Origin of the sequence: Streptomyces spinosus, from assembly GCF_020400655.1 — a bacterium.
Lineage (GTDB): Bacteria > Actinomycetota > Actinomycetes > Streptomycetales > Streptomycetaceae > Streptomyces > Streptomyces argyrophylli.
In genome coordinates, this window is the sequence record NZ_JAINRC010000005.1 from 88,314 (window position 1) to 114,156 (window position 25,843).

Sequence of the window (25,843 nt, forward strand, 5' to 3'; positions counted from 1 at the left end):
GGCCCCTCACGCGGGGTCCGCGAGACCGCGCCGTCCCGCGCGTCCCCGGCCCCGGCGGGCGGCGCGCTAGGGTCGTGACCATGGCCGACACCTCGCTTGACCTCACGCTGGACGCCGCCGCGCTCACCGCGCGGCTCGTGGACTTCCCCTCCGTCAGCGGCACCGAGAAGCCGCTCGCGGACGCCATCGAGGCCGCGCTGCGCGCCCTGCCGCACCTGACGGTGGACCGCTACGGCAACAACGTGATCGCCCGGACGGACCTGGGCCGCGCCGAGCGCGTCATCCTCGCCGGGCACATCGACACCGTGCCGATCGCGGACAACGTGCCCTCGCGGCTCGACGCGGACGGGGTGCTGTGGGGCTGCGGCACCTGCGACATGAAGTCGGGCGTGGCGGTGCAGCTGCGCATCGCGGCCACCGTCCCGGCCCCCAACCGCGACCTGACCTTCGTCTTCTACGACAACGAGGAGGTCGCCGCCGACCTCAACGGCCTGAGGCACGTCGCCGAGGCCCACCCGGAGTGGCTGGCGGGCGACTTCGCGGTCCTGCTGGAGCCCTCCGACGGCGAGGTGGAGGGCGGCTGCCAGGGCACGCTGCGGGTGCTGCTGAGGACGAAGGGCGAGCGGGCCCACTCGGCGCGCGGCTGGATGGGCTCCAACGCCATCCACGCGGCGGCCCCCGTCCTGGCCCGGCTGGCCTCCTACGAGCCGCGCCGGCCGGTGATCGACGGGCTGGAGTACCGCGAGGGCCTGAACGCGGTGGGCATCAGCGGGGGAGTGGCCGGGAACGTCATCCCGGACGAGTGCGTGGTCACGGTCAACTTCCGGTACGCACCCGACCGCACCGAGGAAGAGGCCGTCGCGCACGTCCACGAGGTCTTCGCGGACTGCGGCGTGGAGGAGTTCGTGGTGGACGACCACAGCCCCGGCGCGCTGCCCGGCCTGAACCAGCCGGCCGCCGCCGCCTTCATCGAGGCGGTGGGCGGCACCCCGCGGCCCAAGTACGGCTGGACGGACGTCTCCCGCTTCTCCGCGCTCGGCATCCCCGCGGTCAACTACGGCCCCGGCAACCCGCACCTGGCGCACAAGCGGGACGAGCGCGTGGAGACGGCGAAGATCCTCGCGGGCGAGGAACGGCTGCGGAACTGGCTCACCGCGTAACCCGCCCGGGACGCGCCACCGCACGCCGGACACGCGCGGGTCCCCCCGCCGTAACCCGCGTAGACCTAGTCTGAGATCGAACTACCGGCAAGCGGAGGGAGCGCACATGCCTACCGGCAACCCCGAGGGGAAGAAGCAGCCGCCGGACGAGCAACGGCTCGGACCGGTCCTCCGACGGCGGGGCCAGGTGACGGCCAGCACCACCGACCAGCGGCTGCTGGACGAGCGAGCCCCCACGGACTGGGTCCACACCGACCCCTGGCGGGTCCTGCGGATCCAGTCGGAGTTCATCGAGGGCTTCGGCACGCTCGCCGAACTCCCGCCCGCCATCAGCGTGTTCGGCTCGGCGCGGACCCCGGTGGACTCGGCGGAGTACGACGCGGGCGTGCGGCTCGGCCGGGGGCTGGTGCAGGCCGGCTGGGCGGTCATCACGGGCGGTGGCCCGGGAGCGATGGAGGCGGCCAACAAGGGGGCGTGCGAGGCGGGCGGCGTCTCGGTCGGCCTCGGCATCGAACTTCCCTTCGAGCAGGGGCTCAACCCCTATGTCGACATCGGCCTGAACTTCCGCTACTTCTTCGTCCGCAAGATGATGTTCGTGAAGTACGCGCAGGGCTTCGTGGTGCTCCCCGGCGGCCTCGGCACCCTCGACGAACTCTTCGAGGCGCTGACCCTGGTCCAGACCCAGAAGGTCACCCGGTTCCCGATCGTCCTGTTCGGCAGCGCGTACTGGGGCGGCCTGGTGGACTGGCTGAAGAACACGCTGGTGGCCCAGGGCAAGGCGGCGGAGAAGGACCTGCTGCTGTTCCACGTGACGGACGAGGTGGACGAGGCGGTCGCCCTGGTCTCCAAGGAGGCGGCCCGCTAGGAGGGCCTCTCGTCCGGATCGCGCCGGGCTCGGCCTGGTCCGAGCGGAAGACCCTGGGCGCCGGCACCGGGTGGGCCGGGAGCGACGCCCAGGAGCCTCAGCCCCCCGGCCGTCAGGCCAGGCGCCGACCGGCAGGCCGGGCGCAGGCCGTCAGGGCCGTGCGCCGCCGGTCAGGCCAGTCCCCGGCGCGCCACGGCGGGGGCGCGGTGGCCGGCGATGGACGCCACCATCTCCAGCACCTGCCGGGTCTCGGCCACCTCGTGCACCCGGTACACCCGCGCCCCCAGCCACGCGGAGACGGCGGTCGTCGCCAGCGTGCCGAGCAGCCGTTCCTTCACCGGCCGGTCCAGCGTCTCCCCGACGAAGTCCTTGTTGGACAGCGACACCAGCACCGGCCACCCCGTGGCCACCATCTCGTCCAGCCGCCGCGTCGCCTCCAGGCTGTGCCGCGTGTTCTTCCCGAAGTCGTGCCCGGGATCGATCAGCACCGACTCGCGCGGCACACCGAGCGCGACCGCCCGCTCGGCCAGCCCCACGGTCACGTCCAGGATGTCGGCCACGACGTCGTCGTACGTCACCCGGTGCGGACGCGTACGCGGCTGCGCGCCCCCGGCGTGCGTGCACACCAGCCCCACCCGGTGGCGGGCCGCGACCTCCGCGAGGCCCGGGTCGACCCCGCCCCACGCGTCGTTCAGCAGATCGGCGCCGGCCTCGCACACGGCCTCGCCGACCTCGGCCCGCCAGGTGTCCACGCTGATGACCACGTCGGGGAAGCGCCGCCGCACCTCCGCGACGAAGCCGACCGTCCGGCGCGCCTCCTCCTGCGCCGTGACCTCTTCGCCGGGCCCGGCCTTGACCCCGCCGATGTCGATGATCGCGGCGCCCTCGGCCACCGCCTGCTCCACACGTGCGAGGGCCGGCTCGTCGCGGAAGGTGGCTCCCCGGTCGTAGAAGGAGTCCGGCGTCCGGTTCACGATCGCCATGATCACCGGCTCGTGCGGCCCGAATTCCCGCCTGCCCAGCCTGAGCATCCGCTGTGACCTCTCCTAGTACGTTCCGCAGTGCGCCGCCTGCGACCCTAACTGTCGCAGGCGCATGGCACGATCGGACCCTGACAGTTCCGGCTTCCGGCACAGCGTCCGGTAACGAGCGTGGGGACCCTTGAGGCGATGGTGATGTTCTTGTTCCTGGTCGTCGCGCTGGCCGTCGTGGTCGCCGCGGTGACCCTGGCCGTGGTGGGCGGCGGGGAGAGTACCCCGCTGCCCGAGGTGGCGCCCGAGCGGCTCCACGACCCCCTCCCCGCGGACCGCCCGGTGGACCGAGCGGACGTGGAGGGACTGCGCTTCCCCCTCGCCCCGCGCGGCTACCGCATGGCCGACGTCGACGACGCGCTCGGCCGGCTCGCCGCGGAACTGGCGGAGCGGGACGCCCGCATCGCCGACCTGGAGTCCGCGCTGGCCGGCGCGAGAGCCGCGGCGGCGCACGCGCGCCCCGCACAGCCCGACCGCGGCGAGGGCCCGGAGGAGCAGCGATGACCACCCCAGCGGCCGTTCCCGGGCCGGACGGCGCCCTGCGCTGCCCGTGGGCCCTGTCCACCGCCGACTACGTGGCGTACCACGACGAGGAGTGGGGCCGCCCGGTCCACGGCGACGACGCCCTGTTCGAGCGGCTCAGTCTGGAGGCCTTCCAGTCGGGCCTGTCCTGGATCACGATCCTGCGCCGCCGCCCGGGCTTCCGCGCGGCCTTCGCCGGCTTCCGGATCGAGAAGGTCGCCGCCTTCACCGAGACCGACCGCGACCGGCTGCTCGCCGACCCCGGCATCATCCGCAACCGGGCCAAGATCGACGCCACCCTCGCCAACGCCCGCGTCCTCGCCGACTGGCCGACGGGCGAGCTGGACGAGCTGATCTGGTCCTACGCCCCCGACCCGGCCACCCGCCCGGCCCCGAAGACCCTCGCGGACGTCCCGGCGGTGACCGCGGAGTCGACGGCCCTCTCCAAGGCCCTGAAGAAGCGGGGACTCAGATTCGTGGGCCCGACGACGGCGTACGCGCTGATGCAGGCCTGCGGCCTGGTCGACGACCACCTGGAGACGTGCGTGGCCAGGAACGCCCGCTGAGCTACCGGCCCAGGTACTTCGGCTTCTCCTTGTCCACGAACGCCTGGACGGCGATGGCGTGGTCCTCGGAGCGCCCCGCCCGGGTCTGCAGCTCGTCCTCCTTCTCCAGCGTCTCGGCCAGGGAGTGCGTCAGCCCGAAGGCCACCGCCTCCTTGATCGCCGCGTACGCCACCGTCGGCCCCGAGGCCAGCGCCCGCGCCACCTTCCCGGCCTCCGCGCGCAGCTCGGCCAGGGGCACGACCCGGTTGGCGATCCCCAGCTCCAGCGCGTCGTCGGCGCTGATGCTGCGCGGGAAGAGCAGCAGGTCGGCGGCGCGGCTCGGGCCGATCACCCGGGGCAGCGTCCAGGAGATCCCGGAGTCGGCGGTGAGGGCCACGCCGGCGAACGACGTGTTGAAGGAGGCGCTGTCGGCCACCAGCCGGTAGTCCGCGGCGAGCGCGAAGCCGAACCCGGCCCCCGCCGCCACGCCGTTCACCGCCGCGACCACCGGCTTCGGCGCCCCGGCGAGCGCCCGCACGATCGGGTTGTAGTGCTCCCTGACCGTGGTCATCGTCTGCCCGGACCCGGTCTCCCGGTCACTGGCCAGCAGCCCGATGTGCTCCTTGAGGTCCTGGCCCACGCAGAACGCCCGGTCTCCGGCGGCGGTCAGCAGGACCGCCCGCACGGCCGTGTCACCGGCCGCCGATTCCGCCGCCTCCCGGAGGGCGACCTTGGTCGCGATGTCCAGCGCGTTCATCGCCTCGGGGCGGTTCAGCGTGATCGTCGCGAGTCCGTCGCTCACCTCGTAGAGCACGGTGTCGGCCATGGCGCATCCCCTCTGCTTCGCGGCGGGTGACGTACCGCTCAGTACGTCCATGTCTGAGGACAGCATGGCGGAGATCGCCGTCCCTGGGCCGGACCGGTCGTGTGACCTGCGTCAAAGAAAACCGGAGCGGAATCCGTCGGCGGATCGTCGTGCGGGGGCGCAGTATCGCAGCCACATCGCCGAATTGGGTGGTTTTGCTCGCGCGCGTTGCCCAAGCGATGCCGACTGATGTTGGTCATCGGGTCCTGCGATGCGGGATAATGGCCTGGAAGCAATGTGTTCGATGCCGGTGTCGCGTGTCCGTTCCGGATGGCGGGTGCCCCGTGGGGCCGTCGGCAGACGATGAGCTGGTTTCAGGAAGGGGAACGAGCATGGCGGCCATGAAGCCGCGGACGGGTGATGGCCCGCTCGAGGTGACCAAGGAGGGGCGGGGCATCGTCATGCGCGTTCCGCTCGAAGGCGGCGGTCGACTCGTCGTCGAGCTGACCCCTGACGAGGCCGAGGCGCTCGGCGACGCCCTCAAGAAGGTCGTCGTCTGACGCCCCAGCGACCAGTCCTTCCGGCTGCCCCGGCATCGTACGCGGTGCCGGGGCAGCCGCGTCTTCGCACCCCCCGGCGCGGCCTCAGCGCTTGACGGCGCACAGCAGGCCGTCGCCGACCGGCAGCAGCGAGGGGACCAGTTCCTGGCTCTCCCGTACGGTGCGCAGCAGCTCGCGCAGCCGCAGCACCTCGGTGGGCTGCGGCCCGGAGTCGACCGTACGGCCGTTGGCGAACACGCCCTCGAACACCACCAGGCCGCCCGGCCGCAGCAGACGCAACGATTCAGCGAGGTAGTCCGGGTACTCCAGGCGGTCCCCGTCGCAGAAGACGAGGTCGTAGCCGGCGTCCGCGAGACGCGGGAGCACGTCCAGCGCGGGGCCGGGGATGAAGCGGGCCCGGTTGCTGGCGAAGCCGCAGACGCGGAAGGCCTGCCGGGCGAACTGCTGGTGCTCCGGCTCCGGGTCCACCGTGGTGAGCACCCCGTCCGGCCGCATCCCGTGCAGCAGATGGATGCCGGACACCCCGCAGCCCGTACCGATCTCCGCGACCGCCTTCGCGTCCACGGAGGCGGCGAGCAGTCGCAGCGCGGCGCCCGTGCTGGGCGACACCGAGCGCAGCCCTGCCTCGCGGGCCCGGTCGCGGGCCCAGCGCAGCGCTTCGTCCTCGGCGACAAAGGCGTCGGCGAACGCCCAGCTCGTCTGCCGGTTGCCGGTAATGACCCTCTCCTGTCCCCGCGGTTGCCTGGGCGTGACTGTATCCGTTGGCGCCGGGAACCCGCAGATGGGACCGGGCGTTTAGAAGGATGAGCCGGTGACCGGGGACGCGACGGGGGGCCAGGGTGGAGCAGGACGCCGAGCAACTGGTGACGCAGCCGCACGAGCCGTGTCAGCGTGTATCAAATTCTCGTAAAACCGCTTATCCGGAGCTAACGGGCGAGGTGGCTATGGTAGGGGCTCCACTGGACACCACCAGAGCCGACAGGGGAGGTGCGGCCGCGCCCGGGGATCGGGGTGGAGTGCTGCGGCGCTTCCTCGGGTCGGCGGGCAGGCCGAAATCCGTGACCGACACCGCTGCCGACAGCCACGCCGCCGGCCTCGCCACGGGCGAGACCCAGACCGCGACCTTCGCCACCGACGCGGACGGGCAGGCGTGGACTCCGCCCGCGTGGGAGGAGATCGTCAGCACACACAGCGGCCGGGTCTACCGACTCGCCTACCGCCTGACGGGCAACCAGCACGACGCCGAGGACCTCACCCAGGAGGTCTTCGTCCGTGTCTTCCGCTCGCTGTCGACGTACTCGCCGGGCACCTTCGAGGGCTGGCTGCACCGCATCACCACGAACCTCTTCCTGGACATGGTCCGGCGCAAGCAGCGCATCCGCTTCGACGCCCTCGGCGAGGACGCGGCCGACCGCCTGGCCAGCCGGGAGCCCACCCCGCAGCAGCTCTTCAACGACGCCCACTTCGACGCCGACGTCCAGCAGGCCCTCGACACCCTCGCGCCCGAGTTCCGCGCCGCCGTCGTGCTGTGCGACATCGAGGGCCTGTCGTACGAGGAGATCGCCGCGACCCTCGGCGTGAAGCTCGGCACGGTCCGCTCCCGCATCCACCGCGGCCGCTCCCAGCTCCGCAAGGCCCTCGCGCACCGCTCCCCGGAGGCCCGCGCGGCCGAGCGGCGCTCCTTCCTGACCCCCCGTGTCCCCGCTCTGGGAGGAGGGGGCGCGACCGCGTGAGTGGATCTCGGCCGAAACCTGTCGAGGAGGCGCGCCTCGCAGAGCAGCACCTGGGAGACCGGCTCTCCGCCCTCGTGGACGGAGAGCTCGGTCATGAGACGCGTGAGCGCGTCCTCGCGCACCTGGCGACCTGCGCCCGGTGCAAGGCGGAGGCGGACGCCCAGCGCGCGCTGAAGAACGCGTTCGCGGAGGCGGCCCCGCCCCCGCCCTCGGCGAGCTTCCTGGCCCGCCTCCAGGGCCTGCCCGGGGGAGGTGACCCGGACGGCGGCGGCACGCCGTCACCCGGGGGCGGACTCCTCGGCGGCGGCCCCGCCGCCGGACCGACCGACGGCCCCGGGCCGTTCGGGGTGAGTCGCGGCGAGCGCCTCCCGTTCGGCTACGTCCCCGCCCGCGTCCCCGGCCTCCTCCCGGCCCGCGCGGACCGGGTCGCCGCGCCCGAGGACCGTGGCTTCCGCATCCACCCCGTGGGCCGCACCGACGACGGCCGCTCCGCCTCGCGCGGACTGCGGTTCGCGTTCGCCGCCGCCGGCGCGGTGTCGCTGGCCGCGGTCGCCCTCGGCGGCGTGACCACCTCCCTGCCCGGCGACTCGACCACGGACGCCCGCGGCGGCACCGGCGCCGGCAGCAACGTGACCCCGGCCCGCCCGGCCGGCGCCGGCTCAGGCGCGGCCACACCGGACAGCCAGCGCCGGCGCCAGGTGGGGCCGCTGCTCGGCCAGGCCGGCGCGCTGCTCGCGCCGGCCCCGACCACCCTGTCCGCGCCGCTGCTGCCCGGAGGGCCGGTCCCGGCCGCCGGGCAGGACCGGACCGAGCCGGTGCGCCCCGTCACCGCGCCGATGCTGGCCGGTGTGGCCGCCGTCTCCCCGCTGATACGCAAGCTCGACAAGACCGTGGCCCTGCCGCTCGGCGACTGGTCCACCGCCCCCGGGGTCACCGGCTCCGGCCTGCTGTCCGCCCCCGTCCCCGACACCACCCCCGCTCCCACCGCTCCCACCGCGCCCGCAGTGCCCCACCGGTCGCCCTGACCGGCCACCGCGCCCCGGCCCGCGAACCTGGTTGAATCCTGTGAGACCGCTCCCGCGGCGATGCCCCGGGGCGGTGGACGACGTTCCGTGACCGCGGCAGCGCGCGGTCGCGGCCCAGCCGTGGGGAGAGCATGAACGAGGGGAACCGTGTCCCGCCGGTGAACGGACCGGAGGGAGCGGCGGGGCCGGCACCGGCCGGCCGGACCGGGGCGCCCGGGGGCGCCGCGCCGGATGCCACCGGGTCCGACGGCGACTTCGAACTGGCCAGGCCGGCGCGGCCACCGGTGGGCGCGGGCGGAGGGGAGACCCACGGCACGGACTCGGCGGAAGCCGTCGCGGCCGAGGCCGGCGGAGGAACAGGGCCGGCCGTCCACGCAGACGCCGGTGGCGACAGCCGGGGAGGCGCCGAAGGAGACGGTCGGGGAAGCGCCGGTGGCGACAGCCGGGGAGGCGCCGGTGGCGACAGCCGGAGTGATGCCGGTGGCGAGTTCCGGGAAGGCGCCGGTGGAGAGACCCGGGGGGATATGCGAGGAGGCGTCGGTTCAGACGCCGTAGCGGCCGGAGAGACCGCCTGGGCGAGCCCCGCCGAGCGGTCCGGGCCGCTGCACGATCCCGACCCCTACGGCACCCCGCCGTACGGCCGGCCCGGCCCCTGGGCGCCCGCGCCGCCGGTGCAGCACCCGGCGGCGACCCCGGCGCACGGAACGGCCGTGTCCGCGCCCACGGCTCCACCGCCGGCGGCGCCCGTACCGCACCCGGCCGCCCACGCCCCGGCGCCCACCGCCCCCGTCTCTCCCGGCCCCGCCCCGCAAGGCACCGCCCCGCAGGGCACCGACCCGCAGGGGACCGGCCCCTGGAGCCGGTACGACCCCTGGGCCGCCGGTTACGCCAAGGAGCAGGCGCCGGCCCGGGGGCCGCTCCAGCAGACCGGCGAGGCCGTGCCGACGGAGCAGCAGCGCAAGAGGAGCGCGCGGCGCATGCTGTTCGCGTGGACCCTGGTCGTCGCCCTGTTCTCCGCGGGCGTCGGCGGGGTCGCCGGAGCCTATGTCCAGCGCGAGGGCCTCGGCGATGGCGTACGGCTGCCGCAGGCCGGAAGCGTGCCGGCCGGCCGCGCGCCGGACAGTGTGGCCGGGATCGCGGCCCGTGCCCTGCCCAGCGTGGTCACGCTGCACGTGCGAGGGGCCGCCGAGGCGGGCACCGGCACCGGCTTCGTGCTCGACGCCGAGGGGCACATCCTCACCAACAACCACGTGGTCGAGCCCGCCGGGACGGGCGGCGAGATATCCGTGACGTTCAGCAGCGGCGACACCGTCAAGGCCAGGGTCGTCGGCCGGGACAGCGGCTACGACCTCGCCGTGGTCCAGGTGCGCGGCGTCCACGGGCTCACCCCGCTGCCCCTCGGCAACTCCGACGACGTCCAGGTCGGCGACCCGGTCGTCGCCATCGGCGCCCCCTTCGACCTCGCCAACACGGTCACCTCCGGCATCATCAGCGCCAAGGAGCGGCCGATCACCGCCGGCGGGGAGAAGAGCGACGGCAGCGACGTGTCGTACGTCGACGCGCTGCAGACCGACGCCCCCATCAACCCGGGCAACTCCGGCGGTCCGCTGCTCGACTCCCGGGCCCAGGTCATCGGCATCAACTCCGCCATCCGCTCCGCCGGCGGCGGCTCCGAGGCCGAGGGCGGCCAGGCCGGGTCCATCGGTCTCGGCTTCGCCATACCCGTCAACCAGGCCAAGCGCGTCGCCGAGGAACTGATCGACGACGGCCGCGCCACGCATCCCGTCATCGGCGTCACCCTCGACATGGGCTACACCGGCGACGGCGCCCGCGTCGACAGCAAGAGCGCGAACGGCGGTCCCGCCGTGACCCGGGGCGGCCCCGGCGAGCGGGCCGGGCTCAGGGCGGGCGACGTCATCACCGGGGTCGGCGGTGAGCGCGTCCACACCGGTGAGGAGCTGATCGTCAAGATCCGCGCCCACCGGCCGGGGGACCGGCTGCGGCTGACGGTCGAGCGTGACGGCACCGAGCGGGAGGTGTCACTCGTGCTGGGCGCTTCGGAGCAGAACTGACGGAAGTCTCACCTCGGGACGGTACCGGTCGGACAGGAACGCCGGGTACCGTTGAGCGACCGAGGACATCGCAAGGAGCGTCAGGTGTTCAATGACATAGGACCACTGGAGCTGGTGACGATCATCGTGCTCGCCGTGCTCGTCTTCGGTCCGGACAAGCTCCCGAAGGTCATCCAGGACGTGATGCGCACGATCCGGAAGATCCGCGAGTTCTCCGAGAGCGCCAAGCACGACATCCGAGCCGAACTGGGTCCCGAGTTCAAGGACTTCGAGTTCGAGGATCTGAACCCCAAGACGTTCCTCCGCAAGCAGCTGGACAACGACGAGCTGGGGCTCAAGGAGATCCGCAACGGCTTCGACCTGAAGAAGGAGATGGCGGAGGTCACGGACGCGGTCCACGGCCGTGACGGTGCCTCCGCCTCGCCCTCTTCCTCCTCCCCGTCGTCCTCGTCGCCCTCCGGCGGGCGCGTGGACATGACCAAGAAGCCCGAGACGCCCGGGGACGACGAGCGCCCGCCCTTCGACGCGGACGCCACGTAGGCGCGGCCACCAGCGCTAACCGCCCGCCGACACGCGCGCGTGTGTACGCCGCGCACGTGACGCGTTTCATAGCGCGGGCCCGTCGTTCACGACCCGTACAGGCCGTACGCGCGACCCACGCGTCCAGCGCCTGCCCTGCTGCCTTCCACGGTGTGGATATGCTGCCGAGTTGTTGTGCGGACCGGACGCGTACGCCCGAATGGGGGGCGGGCCACCCCGGTCCGACGAGAGCGAGGAGGCGTCCGGGCAGATGGAGACGACGAGTCGGGTGGGCGCGCAGGTGCCGGCCGCGGAGGGCGGACAGCAACTCCCCTCCGGCCGGCGTACGGTCGACGGTTACCTGCGGGCGCCCTTCCCGTGGTACGGGCTCGACGAGGCGTTCACGGGGCCGCGCTGGCTGATGCAGGTCGGAACGGCCGCCGACGGCGCCGTCGAGCACGGCTCGATCGGGCACGGCGACGAGCCCTCGGTGCGCGGCGAGACCGGTTCCGCCGGTGAGCCCCGGGAGAAGTTCGCGGTCGTGGTCACCGTCGCCGCGCAGCCGTCCCGGCGGAGCGCCGACGGCACGGGGCTGCTGGAGGCCACGTCGGTGTCCTCGGCGGCGTGGCTGGCCGGGGTGGGGCTGCTGTCGTTCACCTGGCCCGGGCAGATGGACCACAGTCTGCGGGACGACTGGCTGGACCAGCAGACGGAGACGGCGTGGGCCCTGGCCGACGATCTGGAGGGCCCGGAGTGGTCCCGGCTCTCCCTTCCCGTCGACGGGGTGTCCGCCTCGTTCCACTACCGGGAGTCCGAGTACGGCTGGGTACTGGCCGGCACCACGGAGGCGGGGGTCCACCTGGGCGCGTACGGCCGGGGGATGAGCGCGTACGGCCTCGGCTTCTCGGTGATCAAGGACATCGCGGCCTACGCCTGACGGGCCGGGCCCGGGCGCGCCGCCCGGGCCGGCTCGTGCGTTCAGTGGGTCAGGCTCTTGAAGATCGTCACGATGGCCACGAGCTGGGCCAGCATCCAGGTGACCCCGACGGACAGGCCGTGCAGCTGGTGGATGGACAGCAGCAGGCCGAAACCGCTGGGCCAGTACTTGCGCTCCCGCTGGAACGTCGCCAGGTCCATCCAGACGCTGGTGAGCGTCAGGACGGCGAGGAGGAGCGCGGCGTACAGGAGGAGCTGGCGGGGGTCCGTGTCCATCAGGTGGATGAGCGCGGCGGCCAGCACCGCCGGAATGCCGTAGGCGGCCGTGAGGAGCCAGGCCCGCCCCTGGCTGCGGTGCCCGGGCAGCAGACGCCACAGCGCGCCCAGCGTGAAGCCGGCGACCGCCCACCCCAGCTGGTAGAGGACCAGGTCCGCGATGAACTCCGGAAGGCCGATCGGGGAGTACAGGGCCTGCTGCCGCGCGTAGGAGTCCTGGGCCTCGTAGTAGACGAGCAGGGCGGTGGCCGGCGTCCCGAACCAGAACGCCAGACGCGCCGCGCGAACCGCGTTGGACCACCAGTGTCCTTCCGGTCCCCAGGCCAGCGCGATGTCCAGCACCGAGATGTGCTCCGGCGGGTCGTCCCCTTCGTACGCGGTGACCACCCACTGGTGCAGCTGGTTCAGCTTCTCCTCCAACTGCTCGCCGGTCACCTGGCCGGCGTGACCCTGGTTCAGCAGGTGCATCTGGTGGTTCGCGTTGCGGTACTGGCGGGCCTTCTCCAGCAGTTCGCTCCTGTCCCGCTCGCCGCCCAGCCGCACCCTGCGAAAGGGCTCCCCCAGCCGGCTCAGCACGGACCACCGCCGCCCCAGGGCGAGAAGGGCGTATAGGGCGAGGATGTTCAGGCCGAGCCAGACGCCGTACAGCGCGCCGGCTCCGGCGAACCGCGCGGCCCGGACGCCGACGAAGAAGGCGAACAGCGAGACGGTCAGCAGGAGATCCGGCTTGCTCGGCCCCAGCGGGAACCGTTCGTGTCCCTGGTGGCCGGGTGCCCCGGTCGCTCGGCTGCGGAAGCGCAGCAGGGCCAGCAGGGCGATTCCCGTCAGCACCCAGCTGTAGGCGAAGAGCCATCGCAGGTCGGTGTAGAAGAAGTTCGCGAACATCTGGCTCAGGGCCGCGTCGTGAGCGGCGGGGTCGGGCTGCTCGGCGAGCCAGTTGACGCGTTTCCACCGTCGTTCGTTCACCCACCAGGCGCACACGAAGAGGGCCACGGCGACGGCGGCCAGCAGGCTTCCGGCCACGGCCACGCACCGGACCGGGTCGTCGTCCCAGCACCTGGTCCAGCGCCGCCCGTGGAGCAGTCCTCCTTCGCGTACGAAGCGCCAGGCCCAGGCGGCCATCGCGGCCAGCCACAGCCACACGGTCACCAGTCCCAGCAGGGCGAGCCCGAAGCGGCCGAAGGCGGTCGTCGTCTTCGCCCCCAGGCCCGCGGGAAGTCCGAAGACGTCGTGGGCCACGATCACCAGCAGGCCGGTGCCCGCCACCGCACACGTGGCGGCCATGACGGCGAGTGCCTGACGACGCCGGCTGTCCGCCGGCCGGTCCGGCGCGTCCGGTCCGGCGCCGGCCAGGGTCCGGGAGGCGCCCGGGCTCCACGGGCGGGCGGCGAAGACCAGGGCCACGCCCGCGGGGATGCACAGGAGGGCGTGCGACCGGGGGGAGAACCGGTCCTGCGGGACGAACAGGAGCAGTGCCAGAGCGACCCCGGCGCTCAGGCCGGCCCATTCCAGCAGCGTGCGCGTGAAGCTGACGTCCTGTCCGGAGACGGCGTCCGGGGCGTCCGCCGTGGACCGCTGGGCCTCCTCGTCCGGTTCCGGCCGCCGTGCCGCTCCGGGCCCGGTCGCTGCCTCGGCGGGCTCGGCCCGGAGTGCGGCCACGACGATCAGGATCGAGGCGCACACCCACCACGAGGCGATGCCCGCGGTGGCCCAGAGCGACTGACCGAGCTTCATCGGCAGCAGGCGCTGCCACGGTGGATCGACCTCCACCTGGACCTCGTCGGGCAGCGTGTTCTTCCACACCAGGTGGTTCTCGGTGGACAACGACGCGTGTTCCACGAGGTCGTTGAAGCTGAGGCCGCCCAGATCGACCTCGATCCGCTGCCACCGGACGGTCTGGAGCGTCGGCGGCCACAGGTAGACCATCCAGGTCCTGCCCGTGGGGATGACCTGCCAGGGACCCACGAGGACGGGATTCTCCGAGGTGATCCAGTTGTAGGCGACGTAGCGCACCGTGACCGCGGTATCGGTGGCGGTCACCACCGGGTCGTGGGCGCGCCATTCGCTCCGGTCCCCGGGGACCTCGTCGCCGAGCAGCAGGCAGCGCATTGCCTGGCGGTACTGCGGGGACTTCTCACCGAACGTCAGATGCCTGGCGTGCGGCCACCGCAGGGGCACCCGTACCGTCATGTCGGACGTGAGCCGGGGAGTCGAGCGCTTGTGCTGCTCCAGCCGCAGGGTGGCGCTGACGGCGCTTCCCCTGAGGCCGTCCGACATGCAGTCGGTACCGGCATCGCGCTGCCGCGCCTGGGCCGGACCGCACCCCCCGGCCCACGCCGCCAGCACCAGGAGTGGCAGCAGCAGCCGCCACCACCGAGTCATCGCCATAGGGCCGCCACCTCTCCCTGTCCCGGCGAATGTAGACAAAGCGTTGTACATGTCATGCTCGGACACACGGCGGAGTGCCGTCACACACCTGCTTGGGCGTGCCGGTGGCATTTGCGGGGGCTGGTCGGGCGTCCGACAATGGAAACCCGGTGACCGTCAGTCGATTGACGGAGGACCCATGACCGACATCGAAACGGGCGTCCCGCGCACTCCGCTTCCCCGGTTCGAGGAGGCAGAAGGACTGGGGCCCGAGGACGCCGAGTTCGTCGAGGATCTGGTGGCGGTGCTGGCCAGGCACGGGAATCTGGACCGGTTCGGACTCTGCCTGCTGCACGACCACTTCCCGCTCCGCGCCGGTGAAGTGCTGGTGGAGACGAACGACCCCGTGGCCCGCACACTGCACGCCCACGTCGAGAAGGCGGACGGGACACGGCACGCCAAAGCGTCGCAGTGGCGGTTCGTGCCGCATGCCGGCCAGGAGCCGGGCGACGGGTCCGCGGGCGGCTCCTTCCAGGAGATCATGCTGTGCACCACGCTCGACCTCTGCCCCGGGCGCGCGGACGACCACGACGGCCGTTGAGGACGCCGGGCACGCCCAGGGCGCCGGGCACGGCGAAGGGGCGCCGTCCGTTGAGGACGACGCCCCTTCGGCGTGGCAGACCTAGAACTTGTTCTTCGGCGTGATCCCCAGCGACAGCCCCGCCAGCCCCCGCTGCCGCCCGCCCAGCTTGCCGGCGATCGCGCGCAGCGCGGAGCCCGCCGGGGAGTCCGGGTCGGTCAGGACGACCGGCTTGCCCTCGTCGCCGCCCTCGCGGAGGCGGACGTCGATCGGGATGCTGCCGAGGACGGGAACGGACGCGCCCGTCGTGCGGGTGAGGCCCTCGGCGACCATCTGGCCGCCGCCCGTGCCGAAGACGTCGACCATCTCGCCGCAGTGCGGGCAGGGCAGGCCGGACATGTTCTCGACCACGCCGACGATCTTCTGATGGGTCTGCACGGCGATCGAGCCGGCCCGCTCGGCCACCTCGGCCGCCGCCTGCTGCGGGGTCGTCACGACCAGGATCTCGGCGTTCGGGACCAGCTGCGCGACGGAGATCGCGATGTCGCCGGTGCCGGGCGGCAGGTCCAGCAGCAGGACGTCCAGGTCGCCCCAGTAGACGTCCGCCAGGAACTGCTGAAGGGCGCGGTGCAGCATCGGGCCGCGCCAGACGACCGGGGCGTTGCCCGGGGTGAACATGCCGATGGAGATGACCTTCACGCCGTTCGCGGACGGCGGCATGATCATGTTCTCGACCTGGGTGGGCCGGCCGTCGGCGCCCAGCATGCGCGGGACGCTGTGGCCGTAGATGTCCGCGTCCACGACGCCGACCTTCAGGCCGTCGGCCGCCATCGCCGCGGCCAGGTTCACCGTCACCGAGGACTTGCCGACGCCGCCCTTGCCGGACGCGACCGCGTAGACCCGGGTGAGGCTGCCCGGCTTGGCGAAGGGGACCTCGCGCTCGGCCTGGCCGCCGCGCAGGGCCGTCGCCAGCTCCTTGCGCTGTTCGTCGCTCATCACGTCCAGCGTGACGCCGACGCGGGTCACGCCCTCGACCCGGGAGACCGCCTCGGTGACGCGCTGCGTGATGGTGTCGCGCATCGGGCAGCCGGACACCGTCAGGTACACGGTGACCGCGACCGCTCCGTCCGCGCCGATCTCCACCGATTTGACCATCCCGAGTTCGGTGATCGGGCGGTTGATCTCGGGGTCGTTCACCGTCGCCAGTGCCTCGCGCACCGCGTCTTCCGTAGCCATAAGGACGATGGTACGGCGCGCCGAGGGGCGTCCGGGATGCCCCTCAGCGGTCGTCTGTGTCACGTCCCGGCGGCCGTTCCGCCCGTTCCGCCGGGAATACGACGTGGCCCGGGTGCCCGTCGTGACGGCGGCGCTCCTCCAGCTCCTTGACCAGGTCCTGCAGCTCGGAGCGGATCCAGTCGCGGGTGGCCACCTCGCCCAGGCCCGTGCGCAGGGCGGCGACCTCCCGGGTCAGGTACTCGGTGTCGGCGATGGACCGCTCGTTCTGCTTGCGGTCCTGCTCCAGGTTGACCCGGTCCCGGTCGTCCTGCCTGTTCTGCGCGAGCAGGATCAGCGGGGCCGCGTAGGACGCCTGGAGGGACAGCATCAGGGTCAGGAAGATGAACGGGTACTCGTCGAAGCGCAGGTGGCGGGGCGCGGCGACGTTCCACACCACCCACACGATGATGACGACCGTCATCCAGACGATGAAGCGTCCGGTGCCCAGGAAGCGGGCGATCTTCTCCGACAGCCGGCCGAAGGCCTCCGGGTCCCACTCGGGCAGGATCCGGCGGCGTGGCGCGCGCGGCTGGTCCAGCCGGGTGGTCCGGGGCCGCCCGGCGGCCGTGGCGCCCACCGGATGGCGCTCGCGGGTCGCGGTCTCGCGCTCAGGAGCCATGCGTGGGCGCCTCCTCTCCCTGATCGAGGTGGAACTCGGTCTCCCGCCAGTCGTCGGGCAGCATGTGGTCCAGTACGTCGTCCACGGTCACCGCGCCGAGCAGCGACCCGGACTCGTCCACCACGGGCGCCGCCACCATGTCGTACGTGGCGAAGAACCCGGCGATGACCGGCAGGGCCGCGTCCGGGGACAGCGGCTGCAGATCGTCGTCCACGAGCGAGCTGACCAGGGTGTACGGCGGGTCGCGCAGCAGCCGCTGGAAGTGGACGGTGCCCAGGTACTTGCCGGTCGGGGTCTCGTCGGGCGGGCGGCAGACGTAGACCTGGGCGGCGAGGGCGGGGGACAGGTCCGGGTTGCGGACGCGGGCGAGCGCGTCGGCGACGGTCGCGTCGGGCCGCAGTACGATCGGCTCCGTCGTCATCAGACCGCCGGCCGTGTGCTCCTCGTACGACATCAGGCGGCGCATGTCGGCCGCGTCGGCGGGCTGCATCAGGCTCAGCAGCCGTTCCTTGTCCGCCTCGGGCAGTTCGGCGAGCAGGTCGGCCGCGTCGTCCGGGTCCATCGCCTCCAGCACGTCCGCCGCGCGCTCCTCCTTGAGCTTGCCGAGGATCTCGATCTGGTCGTCCTCCGGCAGCTCCTCCAGCACGTCGGCGAGCCGGTCGTCGTTCAGGGCGGCGGCGACCTCGGCCCGCCGTTTCGCGGAGAGGTGGTGCAGGACGTTGGCGAGGTCGGCCGGGCGCAGCTGCTCGAAGGTGGCGAGCAGGCTCTCGGCGCCCTGTCCGTGCTCCTCCAGCGAGAACCCGGTGACGGCCGACCACTCGGCGGTCAGCGTCTCCCCCTTCGCCCGGCGGAAGGCGCCGCCCTTCCTGCCCTTGCGCAGGAAGACGCGGTCGACCTCCCAGTCCCGGCGGGCGGGCAGCTGCTGCACGGAGACGTCGAGGACGGTGACCTCCTCGCCGGTCTCCACCAGCGTCACGCGCCGGTCCAGCAGTTCGCCGAAGACCAGCCGCTCGGTGGGCCGCTGCTCGAACCGGCGGACGTTGACCACGCCGGTGGTGATGACCTGGCCGGACTCGATGCCGGTGACCCGGGTCATGGGCAGGAAGATACGGCGCCGGGTGGACAGCTCGACGACCAGTCCGAGGACGCGCGGGGGCCGTCGTCCGACGCGCAGCATGACGACCAGATCGCGGACGCGACCCACCTGGTCGCCGGTCGGATCGAAGACGGGGACCCCGGCGAGGTGCGAGACGAAGATCCGGGGGGCGCCGGCTGCCATGGCTCTGCTTCCTTTGCCTGGGAGTCGCTGGGAATCTGCCTGGGAGTCGCTGAGGACTGCTGTGGGTGGAATTTGCTCGGATTTGCCCGCGCGGGTGCGCTTCAGGCTAGCCCGTACCGCTCGGATACGCCCTGGTGGGGGGTCCGGACGGACTGGCTCCGCCAGGCGGCCGGGGCACCGGTACGCTGCGGTACGCCGCTCAGGAACCGTCAGGAAGGCGATCCCACCCGTGACTGCGATGCCCCGGGGCCGTGCCCGCCGGACCGCGCTGCTGACCGCGACCTGCGCCCTGGCGGTGTCGGGAGCGATGGTGCTGTCGGGGTGCGGCGGCGACGACCCGGACGCGGGCACCAACGGGGTGGGCAAGCTGCCCGCGGACAGGATCCAGGCGAAGACGCGGGCGGCGGCGGAGGCGGCGTCTGCCGTGCGGCTGGCCGGGACCGTGGTCTCCAGCGGCCGTACGTACCGGCTGGACATGCGGCTCAAGGACGCCGGCGGGACCGGGTCGGTGACCTCGCAGGGGGCGACCTTCAAGCTGCTGCGGATCGGCGAGGAGCTGTATCTCAAGGCCGACGCGGGCTTCTGGAGCCACGCCGACGGCAGCGACGGCGCCGCGGGCAAGCTGGACGGCAAGTACGTGAAGGTGCCGCAGGGGGATCCCTCGTACAAGAAGTTCAGCGGTTTCACGGACAAGGACGTCCTCCTCGACGGTCTCCTCACGCTGCACGGCACGTTGGCGACGGACGGCCACCACACCGACGGGACGGGTACCCGCACGATCCGCATCACCGGCGACAAGGGCGCCGGCGGCACGCTGGACGTGTCCCTCCAGGGCACGCCCTACCCGCTGCGCCTGGTCCGCGCCGGCGACGCGGGGACGCTCCGCTTCTCCGACTGGGGCAAGAACTTCACCGTCGAGGAACCGGCCAAGTCGGAGACGGTGGACTACGGCAGGCAGCTGCCGACGTCGTAGGGGGGCGGCGGGGTCGCGGGACGCTCGCCGCGGGGGCGGCCGGTCACCTGCCCTTCCGGCGTCTGAGCAACAGTTTCGGCAGGCCCGCCGGTACCGGTCCGCGGGTGGTCGCCGGCGTCGTGACCGGGCGCTGCGCCAGGCTTCCGTCCGGCAGCGGAGCCGGCTGCCCGGTCGGTGCCAGGCGGAGCACCCGGCACTCGCGGGCCCAGCGGGCCGGCATCCGCTCGCCGTCGGGGGCGTTCAGCCGCTTGCCCTTCAGCTCGGCGACGGCCGCCTCCCACTCCGCCGAGCCGGACGCCAGCTCGGACACGGCCGCCGTGAACGTCACCAGCCGGCCGCCCTTGTCCTTGCTGCGCACGCTCACCTCGGCGGAGCCGCCGTCGGCGAGTCCCTCCAGCGGCTGCTCACCGGGCCCGTCACCGACCACGCACACCGCGCCCTCGTGCCACACGTGCCACAGCGCACGCGCGGCCGGGGCCCCGGCGCCCCTGACCCAGATCAGGCCGGACTTCTTCGCGGCCTCCTCGATGAGGGCCCGGTCGAGCAGCTCGCTTGTCATGCGCCCCAGCCTAACCAGGCCGCTCACAGCCAGCCGTTGCGCTTCAGCGTGCGGTGGATGCCGACACACAGCGCGGCCGTGATGCCCATGATCACCGGGTAGCCGTACTTCCAGTGCAGCTCGGGCATGTACTGGAAGTTCATGCCGTACACCCCGCAGACCATCGTCGGCACGGCGATGATGGCCGCCCACGCGGTGATCTTGCGCATGTCCTCGTTCTGCGCGACGGAGGCCTGCGCGAGGTTGGCCTGGAGGATGGAGTTCAGCAGTTCGTCGAAGCCCAGCACCTGCTCCTGGACCCGGGCGAGGTGGTCGGCGACGTCCCGGAAGTACTTCTGGATGTCCGGGTCGACCAGCCGCATCGGCCGCTCGCTCAGCAGCTGCATCGGCCGCAGCAGCGGCGCCACCGCCCGCTTGAACTCCAGCACCTCGCGCTTGAGTTGGTAGATCCGCGCGGAGTCCACACCGCGCGAGACCCCGCCCCGGCGGCCGGGTGAGAACACCTCGGTCTCCACCTCGTCGATGTCGTCCTGGACGGCGTCGGCGACCGCGATGTAGCCGTCCACGACGTGGTCGGCGATGGCGTGCAGCACGGCCGAGGGGCCCTTGGCGAGCAGCTCCGGGTCGTCCTGGAGGCGGTGCCGCAGGGCCCGCAGCGAGCCCTGGCCGCCGTGCCGGACGGTGATGAAGAAGTCCCGGCCGGTGAAGCACATCACCTCGCCGGTCTCCACGACCTCGCTGTTGGCGGTGAGCCGGTCGTGCTCGACGTAGTGGATGGTCTTGAAGACGGTGAACAGCGAGTCGTCGTAGCGCTCCAGCTTCGGCCGCTGGTGGGCCTGCACCGCGTCCTCGACGGCCAGCGGGTGCAGTCCGAACTCGCTCGCGATACCGGCGAATTCCGCCTCGGTCGGCTCGTGCAGCCCGATCCAGACGAAGCCGCCGTCGCGGCGCACCAGCCGCATCGCCTCCTGCGGGCTGAGCGGCCCCGGGCTCTGCACACGGGCGCCGTCGCGGTAGACGGCGCAGTCGACGACGGCCGAGGGCGAGCCGGGGGCGCGGGTGGCGTCGTACGACGTGCTCGTGTCCTTGCGCAGCGAGACACGGGACGACGGGCGGACCACGGCACGCAGGTCACGGATCATCGACATGGGCAGGCTCCTTCGCGGGCGGGCAGCGAGGGCACGCGGCGACGGGTGGAACTACCCGGAATGGGGACGTCCTGAGTGCGTGTGTTTGGCACGTCCACAAAGCGGGGAGCACCGCACCGTCACGGTGGCGACTTCGCTGCTGACGCAGAACTGATTCAGGTCAGACAGATCAGGCAAAGCGAAACGAAGTGCTCTTCCGAACGACGGAGCGCAAGGGAAGGCGGCGGCCAGCCGGTAACTACATCAGCAGCCGGAAGAGCGAGTGGTACTGCACGGTCGACTTCGATCCATGACAGCCCCACCTCCTCCGGCCGGTCCCTCGTAAGGGAGTCCCATCGGCGTCGGGACCCGACGGCACGCTTCGGCGTGCTGGCCCCGAACCACCGGCTCAGAGTACCAGCCGCCCGTACTGTCAAGGCGCCGCTTTGCCCGCTGCTGACGAGTTCTATGCTCGGCGCATGGCTGATGTTCTTCCTCTGGTCGAGGCCCGGTTGACCACCGCGCTGGGCGAGCCGGACGCCCGCGCCGCGGTCACCTTCCTCGGCACGGACCGCATCGAGGTGCTCCGCTTCCAGGAGGGGGACGTCGTCCGTTACGCCACCCTCGGCATGTCCCTGCACCCCATGGCGGACCCCACGGCGGTGCTCGCCGACCCGGTCAAGGGCCCCCGCGCCGAACTGGTCCTGTCGGTCCGCGCGGGCCTCGCCGACACCGACAAGGTGCTCCGCCCGCTCGCCGTGCTCGCCGCGACTCCCCAGGTGGAGGGGCTGGTGGTGACCCCGGGTGCCTCGCTGGACGTCGGTGAGCCGCTGTGGCCGGGCGCCCCCTTCACCTCCGTGCTGGTGGGCGAGCCCGGCGGGCTGGTGGAGGACCTGGAGCTGGACGCCCCGATGGACCCGGTGCGGTTCCTGCCGCTGCTGCCGATGACCCCGAACGAGGCCGCCTGGAAACGGGTGCACGGTGCCCAGGCCCTCCAGGAGCGCTGGCTCGGACACGGGACGGACCTGCGGGACCCCGCCCGCGGATCCGTCCCGCTGGGCTGAACCGGCACCGCCGTGCGTGACGGATCTCACCAACACAAGGCCGGATCCGGTCAGTTGGCGAAGACACCGACCCCGTCCTCGGTCGCGTGCTTCGGTTCCAGCTCCTCCGCCTCGTGCGTGAGGGCCGCGCGCCGGACGACGACCACGAGGGCGCCCAGCACCGCCGTGACGGCCGCGACCACGAACGGGACGTGGATGTCGGTCCACTCCTCGATCTTCGGCGCGAAGTAGGGCGCCGCGGCGGCGGCGAACCAGCGGACGAAGTTGTAGCCCGCGCTCGCCACCGGGCGCGGCGCGTCCGACACCCCGAGGGCCAGTTCGGTGTAGACCGTGTTGTTCACGCCGATGAAGGCACCGGACAGGATCGTGCAGACGACGGCCGCGGTGTGGCCGCCGTAGCCGAGCACGAGGACGTCCGCCGCGAGCAGCACCAGCGAGCCGCCGAGCACCTTGAGTGAGCCGAACCGGGCCTGCATGCGCGGGGCGACGATCACCGAGAAGACGGCGAGCAGCACACCCCAGGCGAAGAAGACCGCGCCCGAGCGGTACGGCGTCATGTTCAGCACGAACGGCGTGAAGGCCAGCACCGTGAAGAACGTGTAGTTGTAGAAGAACGCCGAGACCGCCGCCGAGGCCAGGCCGCCGTGGCCGAGCGCCCTGAGGGGGTCGAGGACCGAGGTCTTCCGGGCCGGCTTCGGCTGCTCCTTCAACAACGCCGTGATGCACAGGAAGCCGATCGCCATCAGTGTGGCCGTGCCGAAGAACGGGTAGCGCCAGCTCATGTTGCCGAGGACCGCGCCGAGCAGCGGGCCGCAGGCCATGCCGAGGCCGAGCGCGGACTCGTAGAGCAGGATCGCGGCCGCGCTGCCCCCGGCCGCCGCGCCGACGATCACCGCGAGGGCGGTCGAGACGAAGAGGGCGTTGCCGAGCCCCCAGCCCGCCCGGAACCCGACGAGCTGGCCGACGGAGCCGGAGGTGCCGGCCAGGCCGGCGAAGACGACCACGAAGGCGAGGCCCAGCAGCAGGGTCTTGCGGCCGCCGATGCGGCTGGAGACGAAGCCGGTCAGCAGCATCGCGACGGCGGTGATCAGGAAGTACGAGGTGAAGAGCAGGGACACCTGGCTGGCGGTGGCGTGCAGGCCCTGCGCGATCGAGGGCAGGATCGGGTCGACGAGACCGATGCCCATGAAGGCGACGACGGAGGCGCCGGCCGTGGCCCAGACCGCCTTGGGCTGTCGCAGGATGCCGCCGGCTCCCGCGTCGAGGGGGTCCATGTGCTTCTCCCGTCCTCACGTAGATAGTTGGGTTATGCACATAGTAAGTTAGGTCTGCTAATTAATGCAAGGTGCATCTATCGCGCCGGGCGGGGCATCGGGAGGGCTCTTCGGTCCGGACGGGTGATCGTCCTTGACGTGGGCGGGCAGGGGTAGGACCGTGGAGCCCTATGAGGGGCGAACCCAGTTGCCCGAGGTGCGGTGGCCGGGTCAGGGCTCCCGGACTCTTCGCCGACGCGTGGCAGTGCGACGTGCACGGCACGGTGTATCCGCTGCAGCCCGTGATCCCGCCCAGCGTCGAGGCGCTCAACGTCGTCGTGCACCGCACGCAGGTGCCGGTGTGGATGCCGTGGCCGCTGCCGGTCGGCTGGCTGTTCACGGGTGTGGCGTACGCCGGCGACGACCGCAGCGGCGGCCGGGCGACCGCGGTGGCCTGCTCCGGTCCCGGACCGCTCGGCGGGCCGGGCGAGCTGATCCTGATCGCCGAGGAGCTGGGCGTCGGCCTGGGCGCGCACTACGCGGGCATCGACGGCCCGGACCCGGGGTCGTACATGAACGTGGAGAAGCCACCGGAGGCCAAGGTGCTGGCCGCCGGCCGCCCCACCCCGCTCTGGCACGTCTACCGCACCCCGGACGACCGTGCCGTCTTCGCCGGCGAGGCGCTGGGGATGTGGCTGTGGGCGGTCATGTGGCCCGAGCAGTCCGGTCTGCTCATGTACGACGAGCTGGTGCTGACCGACCTGCGGGAGGCGGGGGCGGAGCTGGACCTGGTGCCCTGCGGGGCGTTGTCGCCGCGCTTGCTCCAGCCGTAGCGCCCAGGGAGGGGGGTGCCGGGTTCCGCGGGCGCGCTGCTGCGGGTGCGCCGCGGCCTGTCGCGCCGTTCCCCGCGCCCCTGAGGCCGCGGTAGGGGGTGCGCAGTGGTTTCGGGTGTGACAGACGGAGTCGAAAACACCGTTATCCTTGGGTGTCCCCTTGCTTCCGCCGGTGTTCTGGAGTTGTCGTGCGCATTGACCTGCACTGTCACTCCACGGCTTCCGACGGTACGGACAGCCCCGCCGAGCTGGTGCGGAACGCCGCCGCCGCCGGCCTGGACGTCGTCGCGCTGACCGATCACGACACCACGCGGGGGTACGGCGAGGCGATCGGCGCGCTGCCCGAGGGGCTGACGCTGGTCACCGGGGCCGAGCTGTCCTGCCGGGTCGACGGCGTCTCGATGCACCTGCTGGCCTACCTCTTCGACCCCGAGGAGCCCGCCCTGCTCGCCGAGCGCGAGCTGGTCCGGGACGACCGGGTGCCGCGGGCCAAGGGCATGGTCGCCAAGCTGAACGCGCTGGGCGTGCCGGTCACCTGGGAGCAGGTCGAGCGGATCGCCGCCGGAGGGTCGGTGGGGCGCCCGCACGTCGCCTCCGCGCTGGTCGAGCTGGGTGTCGTACCGACAGTGGGCGACGCGTTCACCGAGGAGTGGCTGGCCGACGGCGGACGGGCCTTCGTGGAGAAGCACGAGACCGACCCCTTCGAGGCGATCCGGCTGGTCAAGGCCGCGGGCGGGGTCAGCGTGTTCGCTCACCCGGCCGCCGCCAAGCGCGGCCGTACCGTGCCGGAGTCCCGGATCGCGGAGATGGCCGAGGCCGGCCTGGACGGCATCGAGGTCGACCACATGGACCACGACGCCGACGCCCGGGACCGCCTGCGGGGCCTGGCGAAGGAGCTGGGGCTGCTGGTCACGGGGTCCTCGGACTATCACGGCAGCCGCAAGACCGTGGCGCTCGGCGCCTTCACGACCGACCCCGAGGTGTACGGGGAGATCACCCGGCGGGCGACGGGCGCGTTCCCGGTGCCGGGGACCGGCGGAGCCTGAGGCCCCGGGCCCGGCCCGCCGTACCGCTTCACATCCGCGCTTCGTACTGCTTCACACCCGCGCTCCGTACCGCCTCATGCCCGCGGTCCGGACCGCCTCACGCCCGTAGTTCCTCTTCCCGCAAGGCCTGTACCTTCCCCATGTTCGACATCGCCGTCTTCGGCTCGCTGTTCCTGACCCTCTTCGTCATCATGGATCCCCCTGGGATCACCCCGATCTTCCTCGCCCTGACCGCCGGGCGGCCGGCCAAGGTGCAGCGGAGGATGGCCTTCCAGGCCGTCTGCGTGGCGGGCGGGGTCATCGCCGTCTTCGGCGTCCTCGGCCACCAGATCCTGGACTACCTGCATGTGTCCGTGCCCGCCCTGATGATCGCGGGCGGGCTGCTGCTCCTGCTGATCGCGCTGGACCTGCTGACGGGCAAGAACGACGAGCCCCAGCAGACCAAGGACGTCAACGTGGCGCTCGTACCGCTGGGCATGCCGCTGCTGGCGGGGCCCGGTGCGATCGTGTCCGTCATCCTGGCCGTGCAGAAGGCCGACAGCGTGTCGTCACAGCTCTCGGTGTGGTCCGCGATCCTCGCGATCCACGTGGTGCTGTGGCTGGTGATGCGCTACTCGCTGCTGATCATCCGGGTCATCAAGGACGGCGGTGTCGTCCTGGTGACGCGGCTCGCGGGCATGATGCTCTCCGCGATCGCCGTGCAGCAGATCATCAACGGGGTCACTCAGGTGATCCGGGGGAACTGAGCCGTCGGCGGCTCGGCTCCCCCGGAAAGCTTGAGTGACGGACGGGCCCGTACCCGGGGCGCCCGTGTGCGGG

At 72.5% G+C, this 25,843-nt stretch carries 26 protein-coding genes; 16 read left to right on the forward strand and 10 right to left on the reverse strand.

Annotation, left to right across the window (positions count from 1 at the left end):
* Positions 1-80: 80 nt before the first annotated feature.
* Together dapE and LG395_RS11595 are read left to right on the forward strand one after the other, a co-directional pair.
* Positions 81-1,160 carry a succinyl-diaminopimelate desuccinylase gene (gene dapE / locus LG395_RS11590; protein ID WP_225809304.1) on the forward strand — a complete coding sequence of 360 codons (1,080 nt, stop codon included), beginning with the start codon at positions 81-83 and terminating at the stop codon, positions 1,158-1,160.
* Between the two features lie 106 nt (positions 1,161-1,266).
* A complete protein-coding gene (locus tag LG395_RS11595) occupies positions 1,267-2,025 on the forward strand; it encodes an LOG family protein (RefSeq protein WP_171153103.1) in 759 nt (252 codons plus the stop codon).
* A gap of 170 nt (positions 2,026-2,195) precedes the next feature.
* Here the strand turns inward: LG395_RS11595 and folP are convergent, their stop codons facing one another.
* Positions 2,196-3,056 carry a dihydropteroate synthase gene (folP, locus tag LG395_RS11600; protein ID WP_171153101.1) on the reverse strand — a complete coding sequence of 287 codons (861 nt, stop codon included), beginning with the start codon at positions 3,054-3,056 and terminating at the stop codon, positions 2,196-2,198.
* Between the two features lie 138 nt (positions 3,057-3,194).
* Between folP and LG395_RS11605 the strand changes: the two genes are divergently transcribed.
* A complete protein-coding gene (locus tag LG395_RS11605; protein ID WP_225809305.1) occupies positions 3,195-3,560 on the forward strand; it encodes a DivIVA domain-containing protein in 366 nt (121 codons plus the stop codon).
* Complete coding sequence (locus LG395_RS11610; RefSeq protein ID WP_225809306.1) at positions 3,557-4,144, forward strand: DNA-3-methyladenine glycosylase I; 588 nt, start codon at positions 3,557-3,559, stop codon at positions 4,142-4,144. The genes LG395_RS11605 and LG395_RS11610 overlap by 4 nt, the downstream gene beginning before the upstream one ends.
* Before the next feature lies 1 nt (position 4,145).
* On the opposite strand, the gene chcB is transcribed toward LG395_RS11610, so the two are convergent.
* Positions 4,146-4,949: a 2-cyclohexenylcarbonyl CoA isomerase gene (chcB, locus tag LG395_RS11615; RefSeq protein ID WP_225809307.1), complete on the reverse strand. Its 804-nt coding sequence runs from the start codon at positions 4,947-4,949 to the stop codon at positions 4,146-4,148.
* Between the two features lie 371 nt (positions 4,950-5,320).
* On the opposite strand from chcB, the gene LG395_RS11620 reads away from it, so the two are divergent.
* Positions 5,321-5,488: a DUF3117 domain-containing protein gene (locus LG395_RS11620; RefSeq protein ID WP_018544333.1), complete on the forward strand. Its 168-nt coding sequence runs from the start codon at positions 5,321-5,323 to the stop codon at positions 5,486-5,488.
* An 84-nt stretch (positions 5,489-5,572) separates the two neighbouring features.
* Here the strand turns inward: LG395_RS11620 and LG395_RS11625 are convergent, their stop codons facing one another.
* Positions 5,573-6,271, reverse strand: coding sequence for an O-methyltransferase (locus LG395_RS11625; protein ID WP_308071244.1), 699 nt, complete (start codon positions 6,269-6,271; stop codon positions 5,573-5,575).
* Between the two features lie 233 nt (positions 6,272-6,504).
* Here LG395_RS11625 and sigE point away from each other — a divergent pair, with 233 nt between their 5' ends.
* From sigE to LG395_RS11650, 5 genes are all read left to right on the forward strand, one after another.
* Entirely contained in the window at positions 6,505-7,221 is a 717-nt protein-coding gene (gene sigE, locus LG395_RS11630) for an RNA polymerase sigma factor SigE (protein WP_171153093.1), read from the forward strand.
* Positions 7,218-8,246: a zf-HC2 domain-containing protein gene (locus LG395_RS11635; RefSeq protein ID WP_225809308.1), complete on the forward strand. Its 1,029-nt coding sequence runs from the start codon at positions 7,218-7,220 to the stop codon at positions 8,244-8,246. The genes sigE and LG395_RS11635 overlap by 4 nt, the downstream gene beginning before the upstream one ends.
* A gap of 131 nt (positions 8,247-8,377) precedes the next feature.
* Positions 8,378-10,318, forward strand: coding sequence for a trypsin-like peptidase domain-containing protein (locus LG395_RS11640; RefSeq protein WP_225809309.1), 1,941 nt, complete (start codon positions 8,378-8,380; stop codon positions 10,316-10,318).
* 84 nt (positions 10,319-10,402) lie between these two features.
* Positions 10,403-10,858 carry a sec-independent translocase gene (locus LG395_RS11645; protein ID WP_171153089.1) on the forward strand — a complete coding sequence of 152 codons (456 nt, stop codon included), beginning with the start codon at positions 10,403-10,405 and terminating at the stop codon, positions 10,856-10,858.
* Between the two features lie 250 nt (positions 10,859-11,108).
* A complete protein-coding gene (locus LG395_RS11650; RefSeq protein WP_225809310.1) occupies positions 11,109-11,774 on the forward strand; it encodes a hypothetical protein in 666 nt (221 codons plus the stop codon).
* Between the two features lie 41 nt (positions 11,775-11,815).
* On the opposite strand, the gene LG395_RS11655 is transcribed toward LG395_RS11650, so the two are convergent.
* On the reverse strand, positions 11,816-14,437 hold the full coding sequence (locus tag LG395_RS11655) for a DUF6185 family protein (protein WP_225809311.1): 2,622 nt from the start codon (positions 14,435-14,437) through the stop codon (positions 11,816-11,818).
* A gap of 178 nt (positions 14,438-14,615) precedes the next feature.
* Between LG395_RS11655 and LG395_RS11660 the strand changes: the two genes are divergently transcribed.
* Positions 14,616-15,017 (forward strand): hypothetical protein, encoded by a 402-nt coding sequence (locus tag LG395_RS11660; RefSeq protein ID WP_225809312.1) that lies wholly within the window; start codon positions 14,616-14,618, stop codon positions 15,015-15,017.
* Positions 15,018-15,098: 81 nt separating this feature from the next.
* Here LG395_RS11660 and LG395_RS11665 read toward each other — a convergent pair whose 3' ends face one another.
* From LG395_RS11665 to LG395_RS11675, 3 genes are read right to left on the reverse strand one after another with little or no spacing between them, the layout of a single operon-like run.
* Complete coding sequence (locus LG395_RS11665; RefSeq protein ID WP_225809313.1) at positions 15,099-16,232, reverse strand: Mrp/NBP35 family ATP-binding protein; 1,134 nt, start codon at positions 16,230-16,232, stop codon at positions 15,099-15,101.
* Positions 16,233-16,275: 43 nt separating this feature from the next.
* The gene (locus tag LG395_RS11670) at positions 16,276-16,890 is read right to left on the reverse strand and encodes a DUF1003 domain-containing protein (protein WP_225809314.1); all 615 of its coding nucleotides are present in this window, start codon (positions 16,888-16,890) and stop codon (positions 16,276-16,278) included.
* A complete protein-coding gene (locus tag LG395_RS11675; RefSeq protein WP_225809315.1) occupies positions 16,880-18,169 on the reverse strand; it encodes a magnesium transporter MgtE N-terminal domain-containing protein in 1,290 nt (429 codons plus the stop codon). Before LG395_RS11675 ends, LG395_RS11670 begins: the two co-directional genes overlap by 11 nt.
* A gap of 238 nt (positions 18,170-18,407) precedes the next feature.
* Here LG395_RS11675 and LG395_RS11680 point away from each other — a divergent pair, with 238 nt between their 5' ends.
* Entirely contained in the window at positions 18,408-19,142 is a 735-nt protein-coding gene (locus tag LG395_RS11680) for a hypothetical protein (RefSeq protein ID WP_263982478.1), read from the forward strand.
* 43 nt (positions 19,143-19,185) lie between these two features.
* Here LG395_RS11680 and LG395_RS11685 read toward each other — a convergent pair whose 3' ends face one another.
* Together LG395_RS11685 and LG395_RS11690 are read right to left on the reverse strand one after the other, a co-directional pair.
* Positions 19,186-19,701 carry a hypothetical protein gene (locus LG395_RS11685; RefSeq protein ID WP_225809316.1) on the reverse strand — a complete coding sequence of 172 codons (516 nt, stop codon included), beginning with the start codon at positions 19,699-19,701 and terminating at the stop codon, positions 19,186-19,188.
* A 23-nt stretch (positions 19,702-19,724) separates the two neighbouring features.
* Entirely contained in the window at positions 19,725-20,849 is a 1,125-nt protein-coding gene (locus LG395_RS11690; RefSeq protein ID WP_171153072.1) for a magnesium and cobalt transport protein CorA, read from the reverse strand.
* Between the two features lie 458 nt (positions 20,850-21,307).
* Between LG395_RS11690 and LG395_RS11695 the strand changes: the two genes are divergently transcribed.
* Positions 21,308-21,892, forward strand: coding sequence for a suppressor of fused domain protein (locus LG395_RS11695; RefSeq protein ID WP_171153070.1), 585 nt, complete (start codon positions 21,308-21,310; stop codon positions 21,890-21,892).
* 50 nt (positions 21,893-21,942) lie between these two features.
* Here the strand turns inward: LG395_RS11695 and LG395_RS11700 are convergent, their stop codons facing one another.
* Entirely contained in the window at positions 21,943-23,166 is a 1,224-nt protein-coding gene (locus tag LG395_RS11700; RefSeq protein WP_225809317.1) for an MFS transporter, read from the reverse strand.
* Between the two features lie 170 nt (positions 23,167-23,336).
* Here LG395_RS11700 and LG395_RS11705 point away from each other — a divergent pair, with 170 nt between their 5' ends.
* From LG395_RS11705 to LG395_RS11715, 3 genes are all read left to right on the forward strand, one after another.
* On the forward strand, positions 23,337-23,978 hold the full coding sequence (locus LG395_RS11705; RefSeq protein ID WP_171153065.1) for a DUF6758 family protein: 642 nt from the start codon (positions 23,337-23,339) through the stop codon (positions 23,976-23,978).
* A gap of 188 nt (positions 23,979-24,166) precedes the next feature.
* On the forward strand, positions 24,167-25,024 hold the full coding sequence (locus LG395_RS11710; protein WP_171153063.1) for a PHP domain-containing protein: 858 nt from the start codon (positions 24,167-24,169) through the stop codon (positions 25,022-25,024).
* Positions 25,025-25,164: 140 nt separating this feature from the next.
* Positions 25,165-25,770: a MarC family protein gene (locus LG395_RS11715; RefSeq protein ID WP_225809318.1), complete on the forward strand. Its 606-nt coding sequence runs from the start codon at positions 25,165-25,167 to the stop codon at positions 25,768-25,770.
* The last annotated feature ends 73 nt before the right edge of the window (positions 25,771-25,843 follow it).

What these genes read in the sequence shown, in the direction of transcription:
- dapE (WP_225809304.1), top strand. Translation starts at nt 81, where the DNA reads ATGGCCGACACCTCGCTTGACCTCACGCTGGACGCCGCCGCGCTCACC.
- LG395_RS11595 (WP_171153103.1), top strand. Translation starts at nt 1,267, where the DNA reads ATGCCTACCGGCAACCCCGAGGGGAAGAAGCAGCCGCCGGACGAGCAA.
- folP (WP_171153101.1), bottom strand. Translation starts at nt 3,056, where the DNA reads ATGCTCAGGCTGGGCAGGCGGGAATTCGGGCCGCACGAGCCGGTGATC.
- LG395_RS11605 (WP_225809305.1), top strand. Translation starts at nt 3,195, where the DNA reads ATGGTGATGTTCTTGTTCCTGGTCGTCGCGCTGGCCGTCGTGGTCGCC.
- LG395_RS11610 (WP_225809306.1), top strand. Translation starts at nt 3,557, where the DNA reads ATGACCACCCCAGCGGCCGTTCCCGGGCCGGACGGCGCCCTGCGCTGC.
- chcB (WP_225809307.1), bottom strand. Translation starts at nt 4,949, where the DNA reads ATGGCCGACACCGTGCTCTACGAGGTGAGCGACGGACTCGCGACGATC.
- LG395_RS11620 (WP_018544333.1), top strand. Translation starts at nt 5,321, where the DNA reads ATGGCGGCCATGAAGCCGCGGACGGGTGATGGCCCGCTCGAGGTGACC.
- LG395_RS11640 (WP_225809309.1), top strand. Translation starts at nt 8,378, where the DNA reads ATGAACGAGGGGAACCGTGTCCCGCCGGTGAACGGACCGGAGGGAGCG.
- LG395_RS11650 (WP_225809310.1), top strand. Translation starts at nt 11,109, where the DNA reads ATGGAGACGACGAGTCGGGTGGGCGCGCAGGTGCCGGCCGCGGAGGGC.
- LG395_RS11655 (WP_225809311.1), bottom strand. Translation starts at nt 14,437, where the DNA reads ATGGCGATGACTCGGTGGTGGCGGCTGCTGCTGCCACTCCTGGTGCTG.
- LG395_RS11660 (WP_225809312.1), top strand. Translation starts at nt 14,616, where the DNA reads ATGACCGACATCGAAACGGGCGTCCCGCGCACTCCGCTTCCCCGGTTC.
- LG395_RS11665 (WP_225809313.1), bottom strand. Translation starts at nt 16,232, where the DNA reads ATGGCTACGGAAGACGCGGTGCGCGAGGCACTGGCGACGGTGAACGAC.
- LG395_RS11670 (WP_225809314.1), bottom strand. Translation starts at nt 16,890, where the DNA reads ATGGCTCCTGAGCGCGAGACCGCGACCCGCGAGCGCCATCCGGTGGGC.
- LG395_RS11675 (WP_225809315.1), bottom strand. Translation starts at nt 18,169, where the DNA reads ATGGCAGCCGGCGCCCCCCGGATCTTCGTCTCGCACCTCGCCGGGGTC.
- LG395_RS11680 (WP_263982478.1), top strand. Translation starts at nt 18,408, where the DNA reads ATGCCCCGGGGCCGTGCCCGCCGGACCGCGCTGCTGACCGCGACCTGC.
- LG395_RS11685 (WP_225809316.1), bottom strand. Translation starts at nt 19,701, where the DNA reads ATGACAAGCGAGCTGCTCGACCGGGCCCTCATCGAGGAGGCCGCGAAG.
- LG395_RS11690 (WP_171153072.1), bottom strand. Translation starts at nt 20,849, where the DNA reads ATGTCGATGATCCGTGACCTGCGTGCCGTGGTCCGCCCGTCGTCCCGT.
- LG395_RS11695 (WP_171153070.1), top strand. Translation starts at nt 21,308, where the DNA reads ATGGCTGATGTTCTTCCTCTGGTCGAGGCCCGGTTGACCACCGCGCTG.
- LG395_RS11700 (WP_225809317.1), bottom strand. Translation starts at nt 23,166, where the DNA reads ATGGACCCCCTCGACGCGGGAGCCGGCGGCATCCTGCGACAGCCCAAG.
- LG395_RS11705 (WP_171153065.1), top strand. Translation starts at nt 23,337, where the DNA reads ATGAGGGGCGAACCCAGTTGCCCGAGGTGCGGTGGCCGGGTCAGGGCT.
- LG395_RS11715 (WP_225809318.1), top strand. Translation starts at nt 25,165, where the DNA reads ATGTTCGACATCGCCGTCTTCGGCTCGCTGTTCCTGACCCTCTTCGTC.